18 protein-coding genes are annotated in these 16,733 nt (G+C 64.7%); 15 read left to right on the top strand and 3 right to left on the bottom strand.

What is annotated here, in order from left to right; genetic code table 11:
• The first annotated feature begins 1 nt into the window (after position 1).
• From pcaG to ACFUOZ_RS16380, 8 genes are all read left to right on the top strand, one after another.
• A complete protein-coding gene (pcaG, locus tag ACFUOZ_RS16415) occupies positions 2-607 on the top strand; it encodes a protocatechuate 3,4-dioxygenase subunit alpha (RefSeq protein WP_377550022.1) in 606 nt (201 codons plus the stop codon).
• Positions 604-2,022, top strand: a complete 1,419-nt coding sequence (locus ACFUOZ_RS16410) for a lyase family protein (protein WP_377550020.1) — start codon at positions 604-606, stop codon at positions 2,020-2,022. Before pcaG ends, ACFUOZ_RS16410 begins: the two co-directional genes overlap by 4 nt.
• Positions 2,015-2,818 carry an alpha/beta fold hydrolase gene (locus ACFUOZ_RS16405; protein WP_377550018.1) on the top strand — a complete coding sequence of 268 codons (804 nt, stop codon included), beginning with the start codon at positions 2,015-2,017 and terminating at the stop codon, positions 2,816-2,818. The genes ACFUOZ_RS16410 and ACFUOZ_RS16405 overlap by 8 nt, the downstream gene beginning before the upstream one ends.
• Positions 2,815-3,243: a 4-carboxymuconolactone decarboxylase gene (gene pcaC / locus ACFUOZ_RS16400; RefSeq protein WP_377550016.1), complete on the top strand. Its 429-nt coding sequence runs from the start codon at positions 2,815-2,817 to the stop codon at positions 3,241-3,243. The genes ACFUOZ_RS16405 and pcaC overlap by 4 nt, the downstream gene beginning before the upstream one ends.
• Before the next feature lie 80 nt (positions 3,244-3,323).
• On the top strand, positions 3,324-4,544 hold the full coding sequence (locus ACFUOZ_RS16395; protein ID WP_377550014.1) for a thiolase family protein: 1,221 nt from the start codon (positions 3,324-3,326) through the stop codon (positions 4,542-4,544).
• Between the two features lie 5 nt (positions 4,545-4,549).
• Entirely contained in the window at positions 4,550-5,236 is a 687-nt protein-coding gene (locus ACFUOZ_RS16390; protein ID WP_377550012.1) for a 3-oxoacid CoA-transferase subunit A, read from the top strand.
• Between the two features lie 2 nt (positions 5,237-5,238).
• On the top strand, positions 5,239-5,907 hold the full coding sequence (locus ACFUOZ_RS16385) for a 3-oxoacid CoA-transferase subunit B (RefSeq protein ID WP_377550010.1): 669 nt from the start codon (positions 5,239-5,241) through the stop codon (positions 5,905-5,907).
• Between the two features lie 177 nt (positions 5,908-6,084).
• Positions 6,085-6,882: an IclR family transcriptional regulator C-terminal domain-containing protein gene (locus tag ACFUOZ_RS16380; RefSeq protein ID WP_377550008.1), complete on the top strand. Its 798-nt coding sequence runs from the start codon at positions 6,085-6,087 to the stop codon at positions 6,880-6,882.
• A 60-nt stretch (positions 6,883-6,942) separates the two neighbouring features.
• Here the strand turns inward: ACFUOZ_RS16380 and ACFUOZ_RS16375 are convergent, their stop codons facing one another.
• Together ACFUOZ_RS16375 and ACFUOZ_RS16370 are read right to left on the bottom strand one after the other, a co-directional pair.
• The gene (locus ACFUOZ_RS16375) at positions 6,943-7,287 is read right to left on the bottom strand and encodes an iron chaperone (RefSeq protein ID WP_377550006.1); all 345 of its coding nucleotides are present in this window, start codon (positions 7,285-7,287) and stop codon (positions 6,943-6,945) included.
• Positions 7,288-7,390: 103 nt separating this feature from the next.
• The gene (locus ACFUOZ_RS16370) at positions 7,391-7,789 is read right to left on the bottom strand and encodes a RidA family protein (RefSeq protein ID WP_144660636.1); all 399 of its coding nucleotides are present in this window, start codon (positions 7,787-7,789) and stop codon (positions 7,391-7,393) included.
• 138 nt (positions 7,790-7,927) lie between these two features.
• On the opposite strand from ACFUOZ_RS16370, the gene ACFUOZ_RS16365 reads away from it, so the two are divergent.
• Genes ACFUOZ_RS16365 through ACFUOZ_RS16335 form a run of 7 tightly spaced genes read left to right on the top strand, consistent with a single transcriptional unit; the run spans position 7,928 to position 16,072 of the window.
• The gene (locus ACFUOZ_RS16365; RefSeq protein ID WP_377550004.1) at positions 7,928-8,758 is read left to right on the top strand and encodes a fumarylacetoacetate hydrolase family protein; all 831 of its coding nucleotides are present in this window, start codon (positions 7,928-7,930) and stop codon (positions 8,756-8,758) included.
• A gap of 56 nt (positions 8,759-8,814) precedes the next feature.
• Complete coding sequence (locus ACFUOZ_RS16360; RefSeq protein WP_144660639.1) at positions 8,815-9,297, top strand: cupin domain-containing protein; 483 nt, start codon at positions 8,815-8,817, stop codon at positions 9,295-9,297.
• A 2-nt stretch (positions 9,298-9,299) separates the two neighbouring features.
• Complete coding sequence (locus tag ACFUOZ_RS16355; protein WP_377550091.1) at positions 9,300-10,166, top strand: acyl-CoA thioesterase; 867 nt, start codon at positions 9,300-9,302, stop codon at positions 10,164-10,166.
• A 46-nt stretch (positions 10,167-10,212) separates the two neighbouring features.
• Positions 10,213-11,883 carry an AMP-binding protein gene (locus ACFUOZ_RS16350; RefSeq protein ID WP_377550001.1) on the top strand — a complete coding sequence of 557 codons (1,671 nt, stop codon included), beginning with the start codon at positions 10,213-10,215 and terminating at the stop codon, positions 11,881-11,883.
• Positions 11,884-11,896: 13 nt separating this feature from the next.
• On the top strand, positions 11,897-14,302 hold the full coding sequence (locus tag ACFUOZ_RS16345; protein ID WP_377549999.1) for a bifunctional salicylyl-CoA 5-hydroxylase/oxidoreductase: 2,406 nt from the start codon (positions 11,897-11,899) through the stop codon (positions 14,300-14,302).
• 2 nt (positions 14,303-14,304) lie between these two features.
• Positions 14,305-15,663 (top strand): MFS transporter, encoded by a 1,359-nt coding sequence (locus ACFUOZ_RS16340; protein ID WP_377549997.1) that lies wholly within the window; start codon positions 14,305-14,307, stop codon positions 15,661-15,663.
• 7 nt (positions 15,664-15,670) lie between these two features.
• Entirely contained in the window at positions 15,671-16,072 is a 402-nt protein-coding gene (locus tag ACFUOZ_RS16335) for an acyl-CoA thioesterase (protein WP_377549995.1), read from the top strand.
• A 54-nt stretch (positions 16,073-16,126) separates the two neighbouring features.
• On the opposite strand, the gene ACFUOZ_RS16330 is transcribed toward ACFUOZ_RS16335, so the two are convergent.
• Positions 16,127-16,660 carry a hypothetical protein gene (locus ACFUOZ_RS16330; protein WP_377549993.1) on the bottom strand — a complete coding sequence of 178 codons (534 nt, stop codon included), beginning with the start codon at positions 16,658-16,660 and terminating at the stop codon, positions 16,127-16,129.
• Positions 16,661-16,733 lie beyond the last annotated feature (73 nt).

Raw genomic sequence — 16,733 nt, 5'->3', positions numbered from 1 at the left:
CATGAGCAAGCTGACACCCACACCGGGCCAGACCGTCGGACCCTTCTACGGCTACGCCCTTCCCTTTAACAAGGACAACGAACTCCTGGCTCCCGGCAGCCCCGGCAGCATCCGCCTCCAGGGCACCGTGTATGACGGCGCAGGCAACGCCATCCCGGACGCCATCCTGGAGATCTGGCAGCCGGACTCCGAGGGCAACATCGTCCAGCGCACCGGATCCCTGGTCCGCGATGGCTACACCTTCACCGGTTGGGGCCGCGGCGCCGTGGGCAACTCCGGCGTCTACACCTTCACCACGGTGAACCCGGGGCCGTTGAAGTCTGGAGCGGCGCCGTTCATCTCCGTGGCAGTCTTCGCCCGCGGCCTCATGAACCGGCTCTTCACCCGCGTGTACCTGCCGGAGAACGAAGACGCGCTGGCGAACGATCCGCTGCTTGGCTCCCTTGACCCCGAGCGCCGGAAGACGCTGATCGCACGCCGCGACCCCGACGGCGGCCTCACCTGGGACATCCGTCTCCAGGGTGGGGACGAGACCGTGTTCCTGGACTTCCAGCAGGACGGGTCCTTGGACCTCGCTGCTGGGGACTTGGCCTCGGAACAATCATGACCGACGGCGACTTCGGCCTCCTCAGCCCCGTCACTGCCTCGCCCGCGGTGACGGCGCTGACAGGCGACCGTGCCGTGATCGCGGCGATCCTCGACGTCGAAGCTGCCTGGGCGGCCGTCCTCGAGGAAGCCGGGCTGGCCCCGGAAGGGTCCGCCGCTGTGGTGGCCGAAGCCGCCGACGCCGATCACTACGACCTCGCGGTCATCGCCGAGCGCGCCCAAGGCGGCGCCAACCCGGTGATCCCGCTGCTCGGTGAACTCCGGGCCCGCGTCAAAGTCCTGGACATCACGGGCGGGGGCGCCGCGAAAGCGGTGCATACGTCATTGACCAGCCAGGACGTCCTCGACTCGGCGCTCGTGCTGCTGGCCAGCCGCACCGTTTCGGCGTTGATCACTGAGGTAAAGGCCACGACGACGGCGCTCGCCACCTTGGCGGAACAGCATGCGGACACGCTGTGCGTGGGAAGGAGCCTGACGCAGCATGCGCTTCCGTACACCTTCGGGCTCAAGGCCGCGCAGTGGTTCCAAGGAGTGGCTGCGGCGGCGTCGAAGTTGGCTGCAGCCGAGTTGCCGGTGCAGTTCGGCGGCGCCAGCGGAACGTTGGCATCCGGGTCCAAACTGACTGCGGGCTCTGACTCCACGCCGTTCACGCTGGCTGACTCGCTGGCTTCCAAGCTTGGCCTGGCCCCCGCCCCGGCGCCGTGGCACAGCAACCGCCTGGCCGTTACGTCCCTCGGTGATTCCCTGGCTGCATTGCTGGATTCCTTCGGCAAGATCGCCGCGGACATGGTGTTCCTGAGCCGCCCGGAAGTCGGCGAACTCGGGGAGCCCTTGGCTGCCGGACGCGGGGTTTCCTCGGCCATGCCGCAGAAGCAGAACCCCGTGCTGTCCGTGCTGATCCGTAGTGCAGCACTTCAGGCGCCGGCTCTTGCTTCCCAGCTCCACTCGGCTGCCGGCACCTTCAACGACGAGCGGCCCGACGGTGCCTGGCACACTGAATGGCCCGCGTTGCGTCGGCTGCTCGCGTTGGCTCTGGGTGCCGCGCTCCAACTCCGGGAACTCAGCGAAGGACTCCGGGTGTTCCCCGAAGCCATGCGCCGGAACCTGGAGATCTCGGGGCCGCTGCTCCTCAGCGAAGGTGTGTCGGCCGCCGTCGCACCCCTCCTGGGCGAAGACGGGAAGCAAAAGCTGCAGGCCGTCGTCGACGAAACCCTGGCGGCGCCTGCAACGCAGCAAGCGGACACGTACCGCAAGCTGCTGCGGGAGGCCGTCCCTGCTGAAGCCCTCTCGGACGACCAGCTGGACGCCTTGCTGGATCCCGCGAGCTACCTCGGCGAAGCTGCGGAAATCAGCCGCCGCATCCTCGCCGCCTACCCCGAATTCACCGCTTCAACGAAGGGAGCACCCCGTGGCTAAGCCAACCCTCAAGGCTGTGCTGCTGTCGCGGCAGCGCGAACTGGGAGCCAAGCCGCTCCTGGTAGTGGGCCCGTCGCTGGGTACCTCCACGGTGCTGTGGTCCGAAACCGCTGCCCTCCTCGGTGACGAGTACGACGTCATCGGCTGGGACCTCCCCGGCCACGGCATCTCGCCGGCCGCCACGGAAGGTTTCGATGTCGCGGAACTGGCGGACGCCGTCGTCGATCTTGTCGACTCTGTAAGCCCCGGCGCAAGGTTCCATTACGCGGGCGTTTCGCTGGGTGGGGCCACCGGCCTGCAGCTCGGCATCAAGCACGGCGACCGCCTCCGCAGCCTGTCCGTGCAGTGCAGCGGCCCTAAGCTCGGCACCCCGGAAGGGTGGCTGGAGCGGGCGGAGACCGTGCGGAACCTGGGTACTCCCGTGATGATTCAGGGCTCGGCCGAACGGTGGTTCGCGAAGGGGTTCATGGACCGTCAGCCGGAGATCAGCAGCCGCCTGCTGCACGCGCTCCGTGATGCCGACCGCTTCAGCTACTCGTTCTGCTGCGAGGCCCTCGCCGCGTTCGACGTCCGCGAGCAGCTCGGCAGCATCACCGTCCCCACGCAGGCGATTGCCGGCGTCGAGGATACTGTTGCGCCGCCGTCGGTCGCCGACGAGATTGTCTCGGGTGTCCGCGCGGGCGGCACCTTCGCCGTGGCGGAAGCGCTCGACGGCGTCGGGCACCTTGCGCCTGCCGAGGCGCCCGCCGTCGTGGCTGGTTTGATGCGGAACTTCATGAAGGAGAACGGACGATGAGCTCTGAACACAACGGTGCCGTTCAGCCCGAGGCTACTGCGCAGGACATTTACGACGCCGGCATGGTGGTCCGGCGTGAAGTGCTCGGCGATGCCCACGTGGACCGGGCCAACGCCGCGAAGGATTCCTTTACCGAGGACTACCAGGACATGATCACCAGGATCGCCTGGGGCGGGATCTGGACGCGGCCGGGGTTGAGCCGCCAGATGCGCTCTGCGGTGACGTTGACGGCGCTGGTGGCTCACAGTCACTGGGAGGAGTTGGCCATGCATGTCCGGGCCGCCCTCAACAACGGCCTGAGCAGGGACGAAATCAAGGAAATCCTGCTGCAGACCGCGATCTATTGCAGTGTCCCGTCAGCCAATTCGGCGTTCAAGACGGCCCAGAAGGTCTTCGCAGAAATCGACGCCAACTCACCCAACTAGGTAACAGCACATGTCCCAATGAGGGCTCATAGCAACGTTTGCTGTCACCGAGTTGGGTACCAAGAAACGAAGGAAATCTTATGAACCAGGCTTTTGTGTACGATGCCGTGCGCACGCCGTTTGGCAAGTTCGGCTCCGGGCTTGCTGCTGTCCGTCCTGATGATTTGGCCGCGCATGTGGTCCGTGAGTCTGTTCGCCGGGCGCCCGGTTTGGATCCGGAGCGGATTGACGAGGTGGTGTTCGGCAACGCGAACGGTGCCGGTGAGGAGAACCGCAACGTTGCCCGGATGGCGACGCTGCTGGCTGGCCTGCCCGTCTCGATCCCGGGTACCACTGTGAACCGCCTCTGTGGCTCATCCCTGGACGCGGCCATCATCGCGTCCCGGCAGATCAACGCCGGCGATGCCGACGTGGTGCTGGTGGGCGGGGCTGAGTCGATGTCGCGTGCGCCGTGGGTGCTGCCCAAGACCTCCAAGCCCTACCCGGCAGGGGACATGACCCTGGCGTCCACCACGCTGGGTTGGCGCCTGGTGAACCCGGCGATGAACAAGGACTGGACCATCTCCTTGGGCGAGGCCACGGAACGGCTGCGCGAAAAATACGGGATCACCCGCGAGCGGCAGGATGCTTTTGCCGCCGACTCGCACAACCTGGCCGACGCCGCGTGGAACGAAGGGTTCTACGATTCTCTGGTGTCGCAGGTTCCGGGCACGGACCTTGTCCGCGACGAAGGCATTCGTGCCGGTTCTTCGGCGGAGAAACTGGCCGGGTTGAAGACGGTGTTCCGTCCGGAAGGTTCAGGGCCCGACGGCGGCACGGTCACCGCCGGGAACGCCTCGCCTCTGTCTGACGGTGCTTCTGCGGCGTGGATCGGTTCCGAAGCCGCGTCCTCGATTCTGGGCCTGGAGCCGTTGGCCCGTATCGCCGGCCGTGGAGCACACGGCAACGACCCCCAGTTCTTCGGGTTCGCCCCGGTGGAGGCCGCTAACAAGGCCCTCGCGAAGGCGGGCATCGGCTGGGACCAGGTGGGCGCCCTCGAACTTAACGAAGCGTTCGCCGCGCAGTCGCTGGCGTGCGTTGACGCGTGGGGGATCGACCCGTCGATCGTGAACCGTCACGGCGGTGCGATCGCGATGGGTCACCCGCTGGGTGCTTCCGGTACGCGGATCCTGGGCACGCTGGCCCGTTCCTTGCAGGCCTCCGGGCAGCGCTGGGGCGTCGCGGCGATCTGCATCGGCGTGGGCCAGGGGCTGGCCGTCGTGCTGGAAAACGTAACCTCTGGCGTTTCGGAAGGAGTCTAAGGGCGATGTTGAATTTCATTGACACTGTTGGCGAGGCCGTGGCCGGGATCAAGGACGGTTCCACGGTGATGATCGGCGGGTTCGGCAATGCCGGGCAGCCATTCGAGCTCATTGATGCGCTGATGGATTGCGGCGCCAAGGACCTGACCGTGGTGAACAACAACGCCGGCCAAGGTGACCAAGGCTTGGCGCTGCTGATCAAGGAAGGCCGGGTCAGGAAGATGATTTGCTCCTTCCCACGCCAGTCAGATTCATGGCACTTCGACGCCAAGTTCCACGCCGGGGAAATTGAGCTGGAGCTCGTGCCCCAGGGCAACTTGGCCGAGCGCATCCGTGCTGCCGGGGCCGGCATTGGCGGTTTCTTCACCCCCACCGGGTACGGCACCACGCTGGCCGAGGGCAAGGAAACCCGGTTCCTCGACGGGAAGTGGCAGGTCTTCGAGACTCCGATCCACGCCGACGTCGCGCTGATCAAGGCGCTGAAGGCCGATGGCAAGGGCAACCTCGTGTACCGCAAGACCGCTCGGAACTTCGGGCCCATCATGGCCGCCGCAGCGAAGCACACCATTGTGCAGGTCTCGGAGATTGTGCCCACGGGGTCGCTGGATCCGGAGAACGTGGTGACTCCGGGTATTTACGTCAACAGTGTGGTCCGGGTGGATTCTGCCGGAACATCAGGGAAGGTGGCCTGATCATGGGCACGCAGACAAGCATCCAGACCTCGGAGAAGCCGCTGGGCCGTGACGAACTCGCCCAGCTGGTGGCCCGTGATATCGCTCCAGGCTCGTTCGTGAACCTGGGTATCGGGCAGCCGACCCTGGTGTCTAACTACCTCACCGAGGACCAGAACATCACCCTCCACACGGAAAACGGGATGCTCGGCATGGGCCCGGCCGCGGAAGGGGATGCCATTGATGGTGACTTGATCAACGCCGGAAAGATCCCCGTCACGGAACTGCCCGGAGCTTCCTACTTCCACCACGCCGACTCGTTCGCGATCATGCGCGGCGGACACCTGGACATCTGCGTCCTCGGAGCCTTCCAGGTCTCCGCCACAGGTGACCTCGCCAACTGGCACACCGGCGCGCCCGGCGCGATCCCCGCCGTCGGAGGTGCCATGGACCTGGCCACCGGCGCGAAGGACGTGTTCGTGATGATGACCCTGCTGACCCGCGACGGCGCCTCAAAGCTGGTGGAGCATTGCACGTACCCGCTGACCGGCGTTGGCTGCGTGACCCGCGTGTACACCGACAAAGCCGTATTCCTCACCGGACCCGAAGGCGTCACCGTCCGAGAAACCTTCGGCTGCACCTTCGAGGAAATCCAGGAACTCGTCCCGCTGCCGCTGAAGAAGGCAGAGTAGGCCTAGCAGAGCGGGCCCACTTCCTTGTGAGGCCCGCTCTGCGCGCTATCTCCCCGTGAGAGCGCGCAAAGCAGGCCCCGCAATAAGGTCCCTCCCGTTGTGAGGCCCGCTCTGCACGCTATTTCCGAGTGATAGCCCGCAGAGCAGGCCTCGCAACGCACTTTAGGATTAGAAACCATGAGCGAATCCGCAGCGACACCGCAGGCCAGCGACCAGTACGTGCAGTCGTTGGCGCGGGGTCTTGCTGTGATCCGGGCGTTCGATGCCAACAACCCGGTGATGACCCTCAGCGAAGTCGCGGCCCGCACTGACTTGACCCGCGCCACGGCCCGACGCTTCCTGCACACCCTTGTGGAGCTTGGCTACGTACGGACCGACGGCAAGACCTTCGCACTCACGGCAAAGGTGTTGCAACTGGGCTACTCGTACCTGTCGGCGCTGTCCCTGCCGCAGTTGGCCCAGCCGCACCTTGAGGAACTGTCACTGAAATTGGGGGAGTCGACGTCGGCCGCAGTCTTGGACGGGCAGGACATCTTCTACGTTGCCCGGGTAGCAACCAAACGCATCATGAACGTGGGCATCACGGTGGGCACGCGTTTCCCCGCCTACGCCACCTCGATGGGCCGGGTCCTGCTCGCGGGACTTCCCCCGGCCAAGCTCGATGCTTACCTCGACAAGGTCGAACTCAAACCCCTCACCCCGCGAACCGTCGCCGGCGCGCCCGACTTGAGGGCCGCCGTCGAGCGTGTCCGGACGCAAGGCTGGTGCCTGCTGGACCAGGAGCTGGAGCTCGGGCTGATGTCCATTGCGGCGCCAGTGCACAACCGCAACAACGGCGATACCGTCGCGGCGATCAACGTGTCGCTGCAGGCCCAGGCAGTCGCTGCCCAGCCGGAGGGTTACCTGGACTCGGTCCGCGCCGAAGTGGTGGCAACCGCGGAGGCGATCTCCCAGGACGTCTCCGCCAAACACTGAGTTTTTTTGTACAGCTAATGACCTCAAGATGGCCTCATAAGAGCATTATCTGTACAAAAACTACTTCCGGATCGCCGCCAGACGGGTCTCCAGAATCCTCCGGACCATCGAGTCGGGCACGGGATTGTCCACGGAGAACCGCAGAGTCCCCGGCGACCACGAGTATCCACCCAGCTCTTCCGACATTTCAGGCAGGATCTGGCCGCTGAACGGATACAGGGCAAGGTGCTTCTTGGTTTCGAGCACGCTCACCAAGCCCTTGCCGTCCACCAGCAACGCAGGCATCCCGTAGCTGGTGCCTTCCTCGGCGTCGGGCGCCAATTCCCGGGCAATCTCCACAATCCGCTCCAGGACAGGGCGGCTGGCGGCGCTGACGTTCTCCAAGTATTCAGTGACGGTTCCCATAACCCAACGCTTCCCTAACTTGGGAGTTTTTGTACAGCTAATGCGCTTAAAAGGGCTTCTTAAGGGCATTAGCTGTACAAAAACTCGGGAGGGGAGGGAGGGGTTAGCGCTCCGGAATCACCGCGATGCCCTGGATTTCGATCATGGCTTCCTTCTGCCAGAGTCTCGTGACTCCGATACCGGCCATCGCCGGGTACTGCGATCCGGCCATTTCACGCCAGATGCGCCCGATCTCGCGGCCGTTGGCCATGTAGTCGTCCACGTCCGTGAGATAGATGGTCACATTGACCAGGTCCTCAGGCTGGCCGCCGGCTTCCCGAAGCGTGGTCAGCACGTTGGAAAACGCCTGCGTGAACTGCTCCACGATGCCGCCGGGAACGATGTTCATGTCCTTGTCCAGCGCTGTCTGCCCACCCAGGAACACGGTGTTTCCGGCGAGCATGCCGTGGGCGAATCCCGACGGCTTGGGCAGCGATTCCGGGTTGATGGTCTTGTGGCTCATGGTGGTCCTCCTCGGTAGTGGCAGTTGCGAAAACTTTTGAAAAGCCCCTATGCAGATCATTCCCGCCCTGCTACGTTGAGCATATGTGACGATCGTAAAAAAGTCGACACATCGAATATCTCGAAGGGAAACCCAGCGATGAAACTAGCCACCCTGCGCATCTCGGGCGGACGTACGACGGCGGCACTCGCCACAGGCGACGGTACTTACGTCGCGCTTCCCGCAACTGATGTGGGCGCGTTCCTGAGCCAGGACAACTGGCGGGCCGTGGCGGAGGCAGCCGACGGCGAAGTCATCAGCAACCCGGACTTCGCACCCCTCCTCCCCAGTGCGGGCAAGGTAATCTGCTGCGGCCTGAACTACGGCGACCACATCCAGGAAATGGGCCGAGACCTCCCCGAATACCCCACATTGTTCGCCAAGTACGCGGACACCCTGGTCGGTGCCAATGACCATGTGGAAGTCCACGGCAGCGGTCGCGTGGACTGGGAAGCCGAGCTGGCCGTCGTCGTGGGTTCCGGGCTGTACCAAGCGGACGAGGACAAGGCCCGCGAGGCAATCGCCGGGTACACCGTGGCCAACGACGTCTCCATGCGCGACTGGCAAAACCGGACGCTGCAGTGGTTCCAGGGCAAGGCCTGGGACCGCACCACTCCGGTGGGCCCGGTCATGGTCACCGCGGACGAGGCCGGGGAGCACTTCCAGGTCAAGGGCTACGTCAACGGCGAGCTCGTGCAGAACGGAAACACCCGCACGCTCGTGTTCGGCCCGGCGCAGTTGCTGTCCTACATTTCGCAGTTCACCATCCTGCGTCCCGGTGATCTCGTCCTCACGGGAACGCCCGGTGGTGTGGGCATGGGCATGACCCCGCCGCGCTTTCTGCAGGACGGCGACACGCTTGTCACTGAAATCGAGGGGATCGGCCGGCTGGAAAACCGGTTCGCGATCCACGCACCCGTCCACGCCTAAAAACGCAGCCTAAAGCGCACGCCTAAAAACGCAGCCTAAACAAGAGGAGAAACCCCATGAGCCAGGCCACCACCGAATACCGCCTCGAAGGCGACAACTCCATCTACGCCCAGCCCGATGGCAAGGTAGTACCCGTCGTCACCCGTGCCGGCGCGGAGGACACGAATACGGCCCAGTCCGGCGACTGCATCCGCGTCTCCGGTGTCAGCATCCAGCACACCCCGGCAACCAAGATCTGGTTCGGCCAGGTGTCCAACACTCCCGGCTACCGTTCCCTCCCGCACCACCACGGCGAAGCGGAAACGGGCGGCTACGTCCTCCGCGGCCACGGACGCATCTACTTCGGCGAGAACTACAGCGAGTTCATCGACATGAAAGCCGGCGACTGGGTATTCGTTCCGCCGTTCATGCCACACGTCGAGGCGAACATGTCCGTCACGGAGGAACTCGTCTGGCTGACTGCCCGCACCCCGGAGAACCTCGTGGTCAACCTCGAGGACGTTCCGGACGAGACACTCGCCGACTACCGCCGGGCCTAATGATGATCACGGGAACCCTGACGTCGGAGACTTTCCTCCGCGCTGTTGAGCTGACGGAGACCGAGGCGCAGGTCTTCGACGAAGCGTATGAGGCCACTACCCAGTACGTTCCGTGGCCCAAGGCTTACGGTGGAGACATGGTGGCCCAGGCCGCAGCGGCGATGATGCGCTCGGTGGATGCCGACCGGCAGCTCCACTCGATGCACAGCTACTTCATGCGCCCGGTGGATATCGGGTCAACGGTCCGGTACGAGGTGGAACGCTTGCGGGATGGCCGCGGTTACTCCACGCGCACTGTCCGGGGTTTCCAGAACGGCAAGCCTGTATATGCCGCGATGGGTTCCTTCCAGGTTCCCGAAGACGGACCGGACTTCCAGCCCGAGGCGCCTGCCGCCGTCGAGCCTGAATCGTTGCGGACAGCTGCGGAAGCCCTGGAGGGGACTGAAGGCCCAGCCGCAGACTACTGGTCAACCGGCCGTAGTTTCGATATGCGGCATATTCCAGGCCCGGTATATGTCGAACTCGAGGGAGGAAAGGCCCCGCAGCAGGCAATTTGGGTCAAGGCCTTCGACACCCTGCCCGATGACGCCAACCTCCAGCGCGCCGCACTGGCGTACGTGTGCGACTACACCGTCCTCGAACCGCTCCTCCGGGTCCACGGCCTCAACTGGTCCAGCCCCGGACTCGCCACCGCCAGCCTGGACCACTCCATGTGGTTCCACCGCGACGGCCGCGTGGACGACTGGGTGCTGTACGCCCAGGACGCCATCTCCGGCCAAAGCAACCGCGGCCTCGCCATGGGCCGCTTCTTCGACCGTCAGGGGCGACTTCTCGCGACCGTCGCCCAAGAGGGCATGATCCGCGCCTGACACCCCCATCCCCAGCCCCAACGACGCACCACTGAAAGGAACGGCCATGAGCTTGTTGCCATCGGCCCACGTGGACACGTTCACCCGCGACCACTTGCCGCCCGCCGATACCTGGCCGGCGTTCGAATTCACCCTCCCCGAACTGAACTACCCGGACCGGCTCAATGCCGCCGCTGTGCTGATCGACGACGCTGTCGCCCGGCACGGCGCCGACCGCCCCGCCCTCCGCACCCCAGACGGCGTTGTCTGGACGTACGGCGAGCTCCAAACCCGCTCCAACCAGGTTGCCCAAGTACTCACCGAGGACCTCGGCGTGGTGCCCGGCAACCGCGTCCTGCTCCGCGGCCCCAACAACCCCTGGATCGTGGCTGCCTGGCTCGGTGTCCTGAAAGCCGGCGCAGTGGTGGTCACCACCATGCCCATGCTGCGTTCCACCGAAGTCGCCACGATCATCCAGCTCACCAAGCCCGTGGTCGCGATCTCGGACCACCGATTCGTGGACGAGCTCGCGGTTGCGGCCGGTGCGGACGTCGCTGTCCTGACGTACGGAAAGAACGACGACGGCGACCTCACCACCCGCTGCGAGGGCAAGAGCGGGCAGTTCACGCCAGTAGACACGTCCTCGGACGACGTTGCCCTTCTAGGGCCGACGTCCGGAACTACGGGCGTGCCCAAGGTGACCATGCATTTCCACCGCGACATCCTCGCCAACGCGGACACCTTTGCCCGGTACATCCTGCAGCCCACGGCCGATGATGTTTTCGCGGGTTCTCCTCCGCTGGCCTTTACCTTCGGCCTCGGCGGACTGGTGGTCTTCCCGTTGAGGTTCGGCGCTTCTGCGTTGCTGACGGAGAAGGCCGGGCCGGTGGAACTGGCTGAGCGGGCAGCGGAGGCCGGAGCCACGATCCTGTTCACGGCCCCCACGGCGTACCGCGCGATCCTGAAGGAGAAGCGCGGGGATCTGCTCAGCAGCCTCCGGGTTGCCGTTTCTGCAGGCGAGCACCTGTCCAAGGAAACGTGGGAAGCCGTCCATGAAGCTACGGGCCAGCGACTGGTCAACGGCATCGGCGCCACGGAGATGCTGCACGTGTTCATTTCCGCCGCCGGGGACGACATCCGGCCGGGCACCACGGGCAAGGCCGTGCCGGGCTACCGCGCCACGATCCTTGACGCGCAGGGCAACGAACTCGGCCCGGGCCAAACAGGACGTCTTGCGATCATCGGGCCCACGGGCTGCCGGTACCTGGACGATCCCCGGCAGGCGAACTACGTGGTGAACGGTTGGAACGTTACGGGGGACACGTTCTCCATGGACGAAGACGGCTACTTCACCTACCAGGCCCGCTCGGACAACATGATCGTCTCCTCCGGCTACAACATCGGCGGACCCGAGGTGGAGACAGCCATCGACCAGCACCCGGACGTGGTGGAGAACGCGGTCATCGGCATCCCGGACGAGGAGCGCGGCAGCATTGTGTGCGCGTTCGTGGTTCTGCGTGAGGGCGTCACCGGCGACGCTGCCAAGCGCAAGGAAATCCAGGACTTCGTGAAGCAAACCATCGCCCCGTACAAATACCCGCGCGATGTCCGCTTCGTCACCGAACTTCCACGCAATCCCAGCGGCAAACTGCAGCACTTCAAGTTGCGCGACCGCGTCCTCGCAGAGGACATCCCCAGCACCAACGAACTTACCGCCGCAGGCCAGAGCCAGGCGTAGAAGGAGCATCACCATGAAGATCGCAATCGTCGGAGGCGGCCCGGGCGGCCTGTACTTCGCAGCACTGATGAAGCAGCTGGACCCGTCCCACGACATCACCCTCTGGGAACGCAACGCCGCCAGCGATACCTTCGGTTTCGGCGTCGTGTTTTCCGATGAGACCCTGGGCGGCATCGGCAACGCGGACCCGGTGGTGGCCGAGTACATGAGCCGCCGCTTCGCGCGCTGGTCCGACATCGACATCCACTTCCGCGGCGAAACCATCACCGTGGGCGGCCAGGGCTTCGCTGCCATGAGCCGCAAGGAACTGCTGGAACTGCTGCAGCGCCGCTGCATCGAACTGAACGTTGACGTCCGGTTCAGCACGCTGGCCCCCGCCATCGAGGAGCTGGAAGCCAACTACGACCTGGTGCTTGCCGCGGACGGCATCAACTCCCAGATCCGCGCCAAATACGCCGACTCCTTCAAGCCCAGCCTGGACCCGCGGACCAACAAGTTCATGTGGCTCGGCACCGACCAGGTCTTTGAAGCCTTCAAGTTCTTCGTGAAGGAAACCGAGTGGGGTGTCATGCAGATCCACGGCTACCCGTACTCGGATGAGGGTTCGACGTTCATCGTGGAAATGCACCAGGACGTCTGGCACGCTGCGGGCTTCGACGAGACCGCCAATGAAGTCTTCCCTCCAGGCGTCTCCGACGAGAAGTCCATCGCGAAGATCCGTGAGATTTTCGCCGAGGAACTGGACGGCTACGAGGTCCTCACCAACAACTCCAAGTGGATCAACTTCACCACGGTCCGCAACCAGAGCTGGCGCAAGGGCAACGTGGTCCTGCTGGGCGACGCCGCCCACACCGCGCACTTCTCCATCGGCTCCGGGACCAAGCTGGCCATGGAAGACTCCCTGGCACTGGCCGCCTGCCTGCACGAGCACGCCGATCTGCAGGACGCCCTGGAAGCCTACGAAACCGAGCGCCGTCCCGTGGTCGCGTCCACGCAACGCGCGGCCCAGGCATCCCTGGAGTGGTTCGAACGCATCGGCCAGTACAAGGACCAGGACCCCACGCAGTTCGCGTTCAACCTGCTCACCCGCAGCCGCCGCATCACCCAGGAGAACCTGCGCTTGCGCGATCCAGAATTCGCTGACGCAGTGGACCGCAACTTCGCGGAATCGCAGGGCCTCAACGATGTTGCCCCTGCCATGTTCCAGCCCTTCAGCATCGGCGAACTGGAGCTCAAGAACCGCATCATCGTCTCGCCCATGGACATGTACTCCGCCACGGACGGCATCCCCGGCGACTTCCACAAGGTCCACCTCGGTTCCAAAGCACTTGGCGGTGCCGGACTGGTGATGACCGAAATGGTGTGCGTCTCCGAAACCGGCCGCATCACCCCCGGTTGCAGCGGCCTCTACACGGACGAGCAGCGCGACAGCTGGAAGGAAATCGTCGATTTCGTCCACGCCCGCTCCACCGCCAAGATCGGTGCCCAGCTGGGACACTCCGGCCGCAAGGGCTCCACCAAGCTCATGTGGGAAGGCATCGACCAGCCACTCGACTCCGGTAACTGGACCGCCGTCGGACCTTCCGCCCTGCCGTACAGCGTCGAAAACCAGATCCCCGTGGAACTGGACCGCGCGGGCATGGAGGCCATCAAGGCTGAGTTCGTCTCGGCCACAAAGCGCGCCGATGAAGCAGGCTTCGACCTCCTCGAAATCCACGCCGCCCACGGCTACCTGCTCTCCTCCTTCCTGTCGCCGGTGTCCAACAAGCGGACCGACGAATACGGTGGCAGCCTGGAGAACCGGCTGCGGTTCCCGTTGGAAGTGTTCGACGCCGTCCGCGCGGCTTGGCCGGCCAACAAGCCGGTGACGGTACGCATCTCCGCGACGGACTGGATCGACGGCGGCAACACCTCGGACGATTCGGTTCAGATCGCGAAGGCGTTTGTGGAGCACGGTGCCGCGGGCCTGGACATCTCCACCGGCCAGGTTGCCAAGGAAGAGAAGCCCGCGTTCGGTCGCAGCTACCAGACCCCGTTCGCTGACCGGATCCGGCAGGAAGTCGCCGCCCCTGCAGGCGTGGCAGTGATCGCCGTCGGCGCCATCTCCAGCTACGACGACGTCAACTCGATCCTGCTCGCCGGCCGTGCCGACCTGATCGCCCTCGGCCGTACGCACCTCTACGATCCCCAATGGACCCTCCACGCCGCGGCAGAGCAGGAATACCAAGGCCCCGGCGCCCAGTGGATCCCGCAGTTCCGCGCCGGACGCCGCAAGCCGCCGAGCTCACGTACGGATGCCGTCCGCCCGCGACTGTCCCTGCTCAAGGAACCCGACGCTGAAGAGGCCACCACCCATCTCCGCTGGACACCGGCAGCAACGGCCGCATCCGCGGGCGCAGCATCGGTCCTGGTGAAGTAGCCATGGCCGCCGCACCCGTCAACACCTGGAACGTGCCCAAGCGCACCACAGGTGTGGTGCTCCTCTGCTGCTGGCTGGCGATCCTCGCCGAAGGCTACGACGTTGGCGTGCTGGGAGCCGTCCTTCCGGCACTGGCCGAATACAAGGAGTGGAACCTCTCACCGCTCGCATTGGGTGGCTTGGGCTCATATGCCTTGATCGGCATGCTTATCGGTGCGCTGTTCATCGGTACCCTCAGCGACCTCGTGGGCCGCAAGAAAATGCTCCTGGCCTCGATGGTTATCTTCACCATCACCCAGGCTGGCGCGGCATGGGCTCCCACTCCGGAGCTCTTCGGCATCTTCCGCCTGATTGGCGGACTGGGCATGGGTGGTGTGATCCCGGTGGCGGCCGCCCTGACCATCGAGTACTCCGCCCCGAACAAGCGCTCTTATAACTACGGACTCATGTATTCCGGCTACTCGCTGGGCATCGTGGCTGCGGCGCTTGCTGCCTTGTTTGTCTTGCCGCTGGGTGGTTGGCGTGCCGTCATCGCGATCGGCGCCGCTCCCGTGGTGTTGCTGCCGGTGATCTGGAAGTTCCTGCCCGAATCCCTGGAGTACCTGGAGTCAAAGGGTCGGGGTTCCGAAGCCAAGTCGCTCGCGGCAAAGCTGGGAATCACGGATTACCGGCCGGTGGTTGCCGCCAACCCCACCGGCAGCCAGGCTGCGGATCCATGGTGGAAAACCATCACCACGATGTTCTCCCTGCAGTACCTGCGCTCCACCGTGTTTTTCTGGATCTCGCTGTTCTGCGGCCTGCTCCTGGTCTACGGCTTGAACACTTGGCTGCCGAGCATCATGAAGAAGGCCGGCTACGACCTCGGATCATCACTGACCTTCCTGCTGGTCTTCAGCCTGGCCTCTGCCATCGGCGGCCTGCTCCTGGGCCGCGCTGCGGACAAGTACGGCAAGAAGTTGATTTTGGTGGTCTTCTACATCCTGGGTGGCCTGGGCATCATGCTCCTGGTTTTCCCGAACACGATGGTGGTCAACCTGCTGTTCGTGGCTTTCGCCGGCGTCGGATCCATCTCGACGTCGTTGGTCCTCACCGGTTACATCGCCGACTACTACCCGGCGAAGGTGCGCGGCACAGCTACGGGGTGGGCCCTCAGCTTCGCCCGGCTTGGCGCCATCTCGGGGCCCTTGATCGGTGGCTGGATTGCCGGTTCGAAGCTCCCGTTCGAGGCGAACTTCGGGATTTTCGCCGGCATCGCGGTCCTGGCCGCTGCCGCCGTCGCACTCATCCCGAAACCGCAGCCCGAGGTGCCGGTGGCCGCCGTCGACGTCGACCCTGACGACGCCGCAGTCGGCGCACGGTAGGAGAGCCATGTTTCCGGAGGCGTGCGTTGAGCGAACCGTCGAATGGGTGGACACGGACGCCTCCGGGCACCAGCACAACTCCGCGATCATGCGCTGGGTGGAGGCTGCGGAGGCCGAACTGTTCCGCGTCCTCGAACTGCCGGACTATTTCCCCAGCGCACCGCGGGTGCAGCAGGTCATCAACTACAAAGCGAAGCTCTGGTTCGGCCAGCGCATCACCGCCACGGTGAAGATCCAGGCGCTTGGCCGGACCTCGCTGACGATGGCTTTCGAAGTAAAGTCCGACGCCGGCGACGTCGCCGCGTACGGAACGGTCACTACCGTCCACGTCCCTAACGGCACCACCACAGCACAGCCCTGGCCGGAACATCTGGTCAGGGCTGTTTCCTGCCCGCGAGTTGGCACTTAATGACAGTCCGGGACTCCGCGATTGTCATTAAGTGCCAACTCGGCGGAGGTTTGCTTAGCGCAGGCCCTTCAGGATGTTCTTAGGACGCTGCATCTCGCCGTGCTTGGCACCGAGGATGATGACCCAGGCAGCGAAAGCGGGGATAGCCCACTGAAGGGCTTTCAGCTGGTTTTGGGCCGACTTCAACTCATCCGAAGCGCCCGGCCGTGGTTCAGTGGCTCCTTCGGCACCTTCGCCGGAGAGCTGGTCCACCTTCTTGCCCACAATGCCCGCGTACAGGGTCACAGCCGCGCCGGCCAGGGTGACCGCGGTCTTGTAGACCGTGTTGGCGGCGACGCTGTCCTGCTTGGCGATGCGGCCCTTGTTCTCCCAGGCAATAGCGAGGTCGGAGGCAAGGTGGCCTGCGAATGCTGCTGTCTGGATCGGAGCCCACCTGCCCCAGCCCTTGCTGGACAAGCGGGTGCGCTCGGTGGGGTCCTTGGCTTCAGCCGCGGCACCGTTAAGCCCAATGGCCCCCATCAATGAGCCACCAAACCAAGCCGCAGCGGTAAGGTCGTGAATGGAACGGGCTACAAGATTTCCTGCCATGATGTGCTTCCTATCGTTGATGCGGAAAGTACTGGGTGTGGCTTCTTGATCCTGACGCGGAGTTCAAGCGTGC

Source organism: Paenarthrobacter sp. NPDC057355 (assembly GCF_042667405.1).
Lineage (GTDB): Bacteria > Actinomycetota > Actinomycetes > Actinomycetales > Micrococcaceae > Arthrobacter.
The sequence above is the reverse complement of the archived record's forward strand: the minus strand, read 5'-3'. Positions and strand labels throughout refer to the sequence as shown.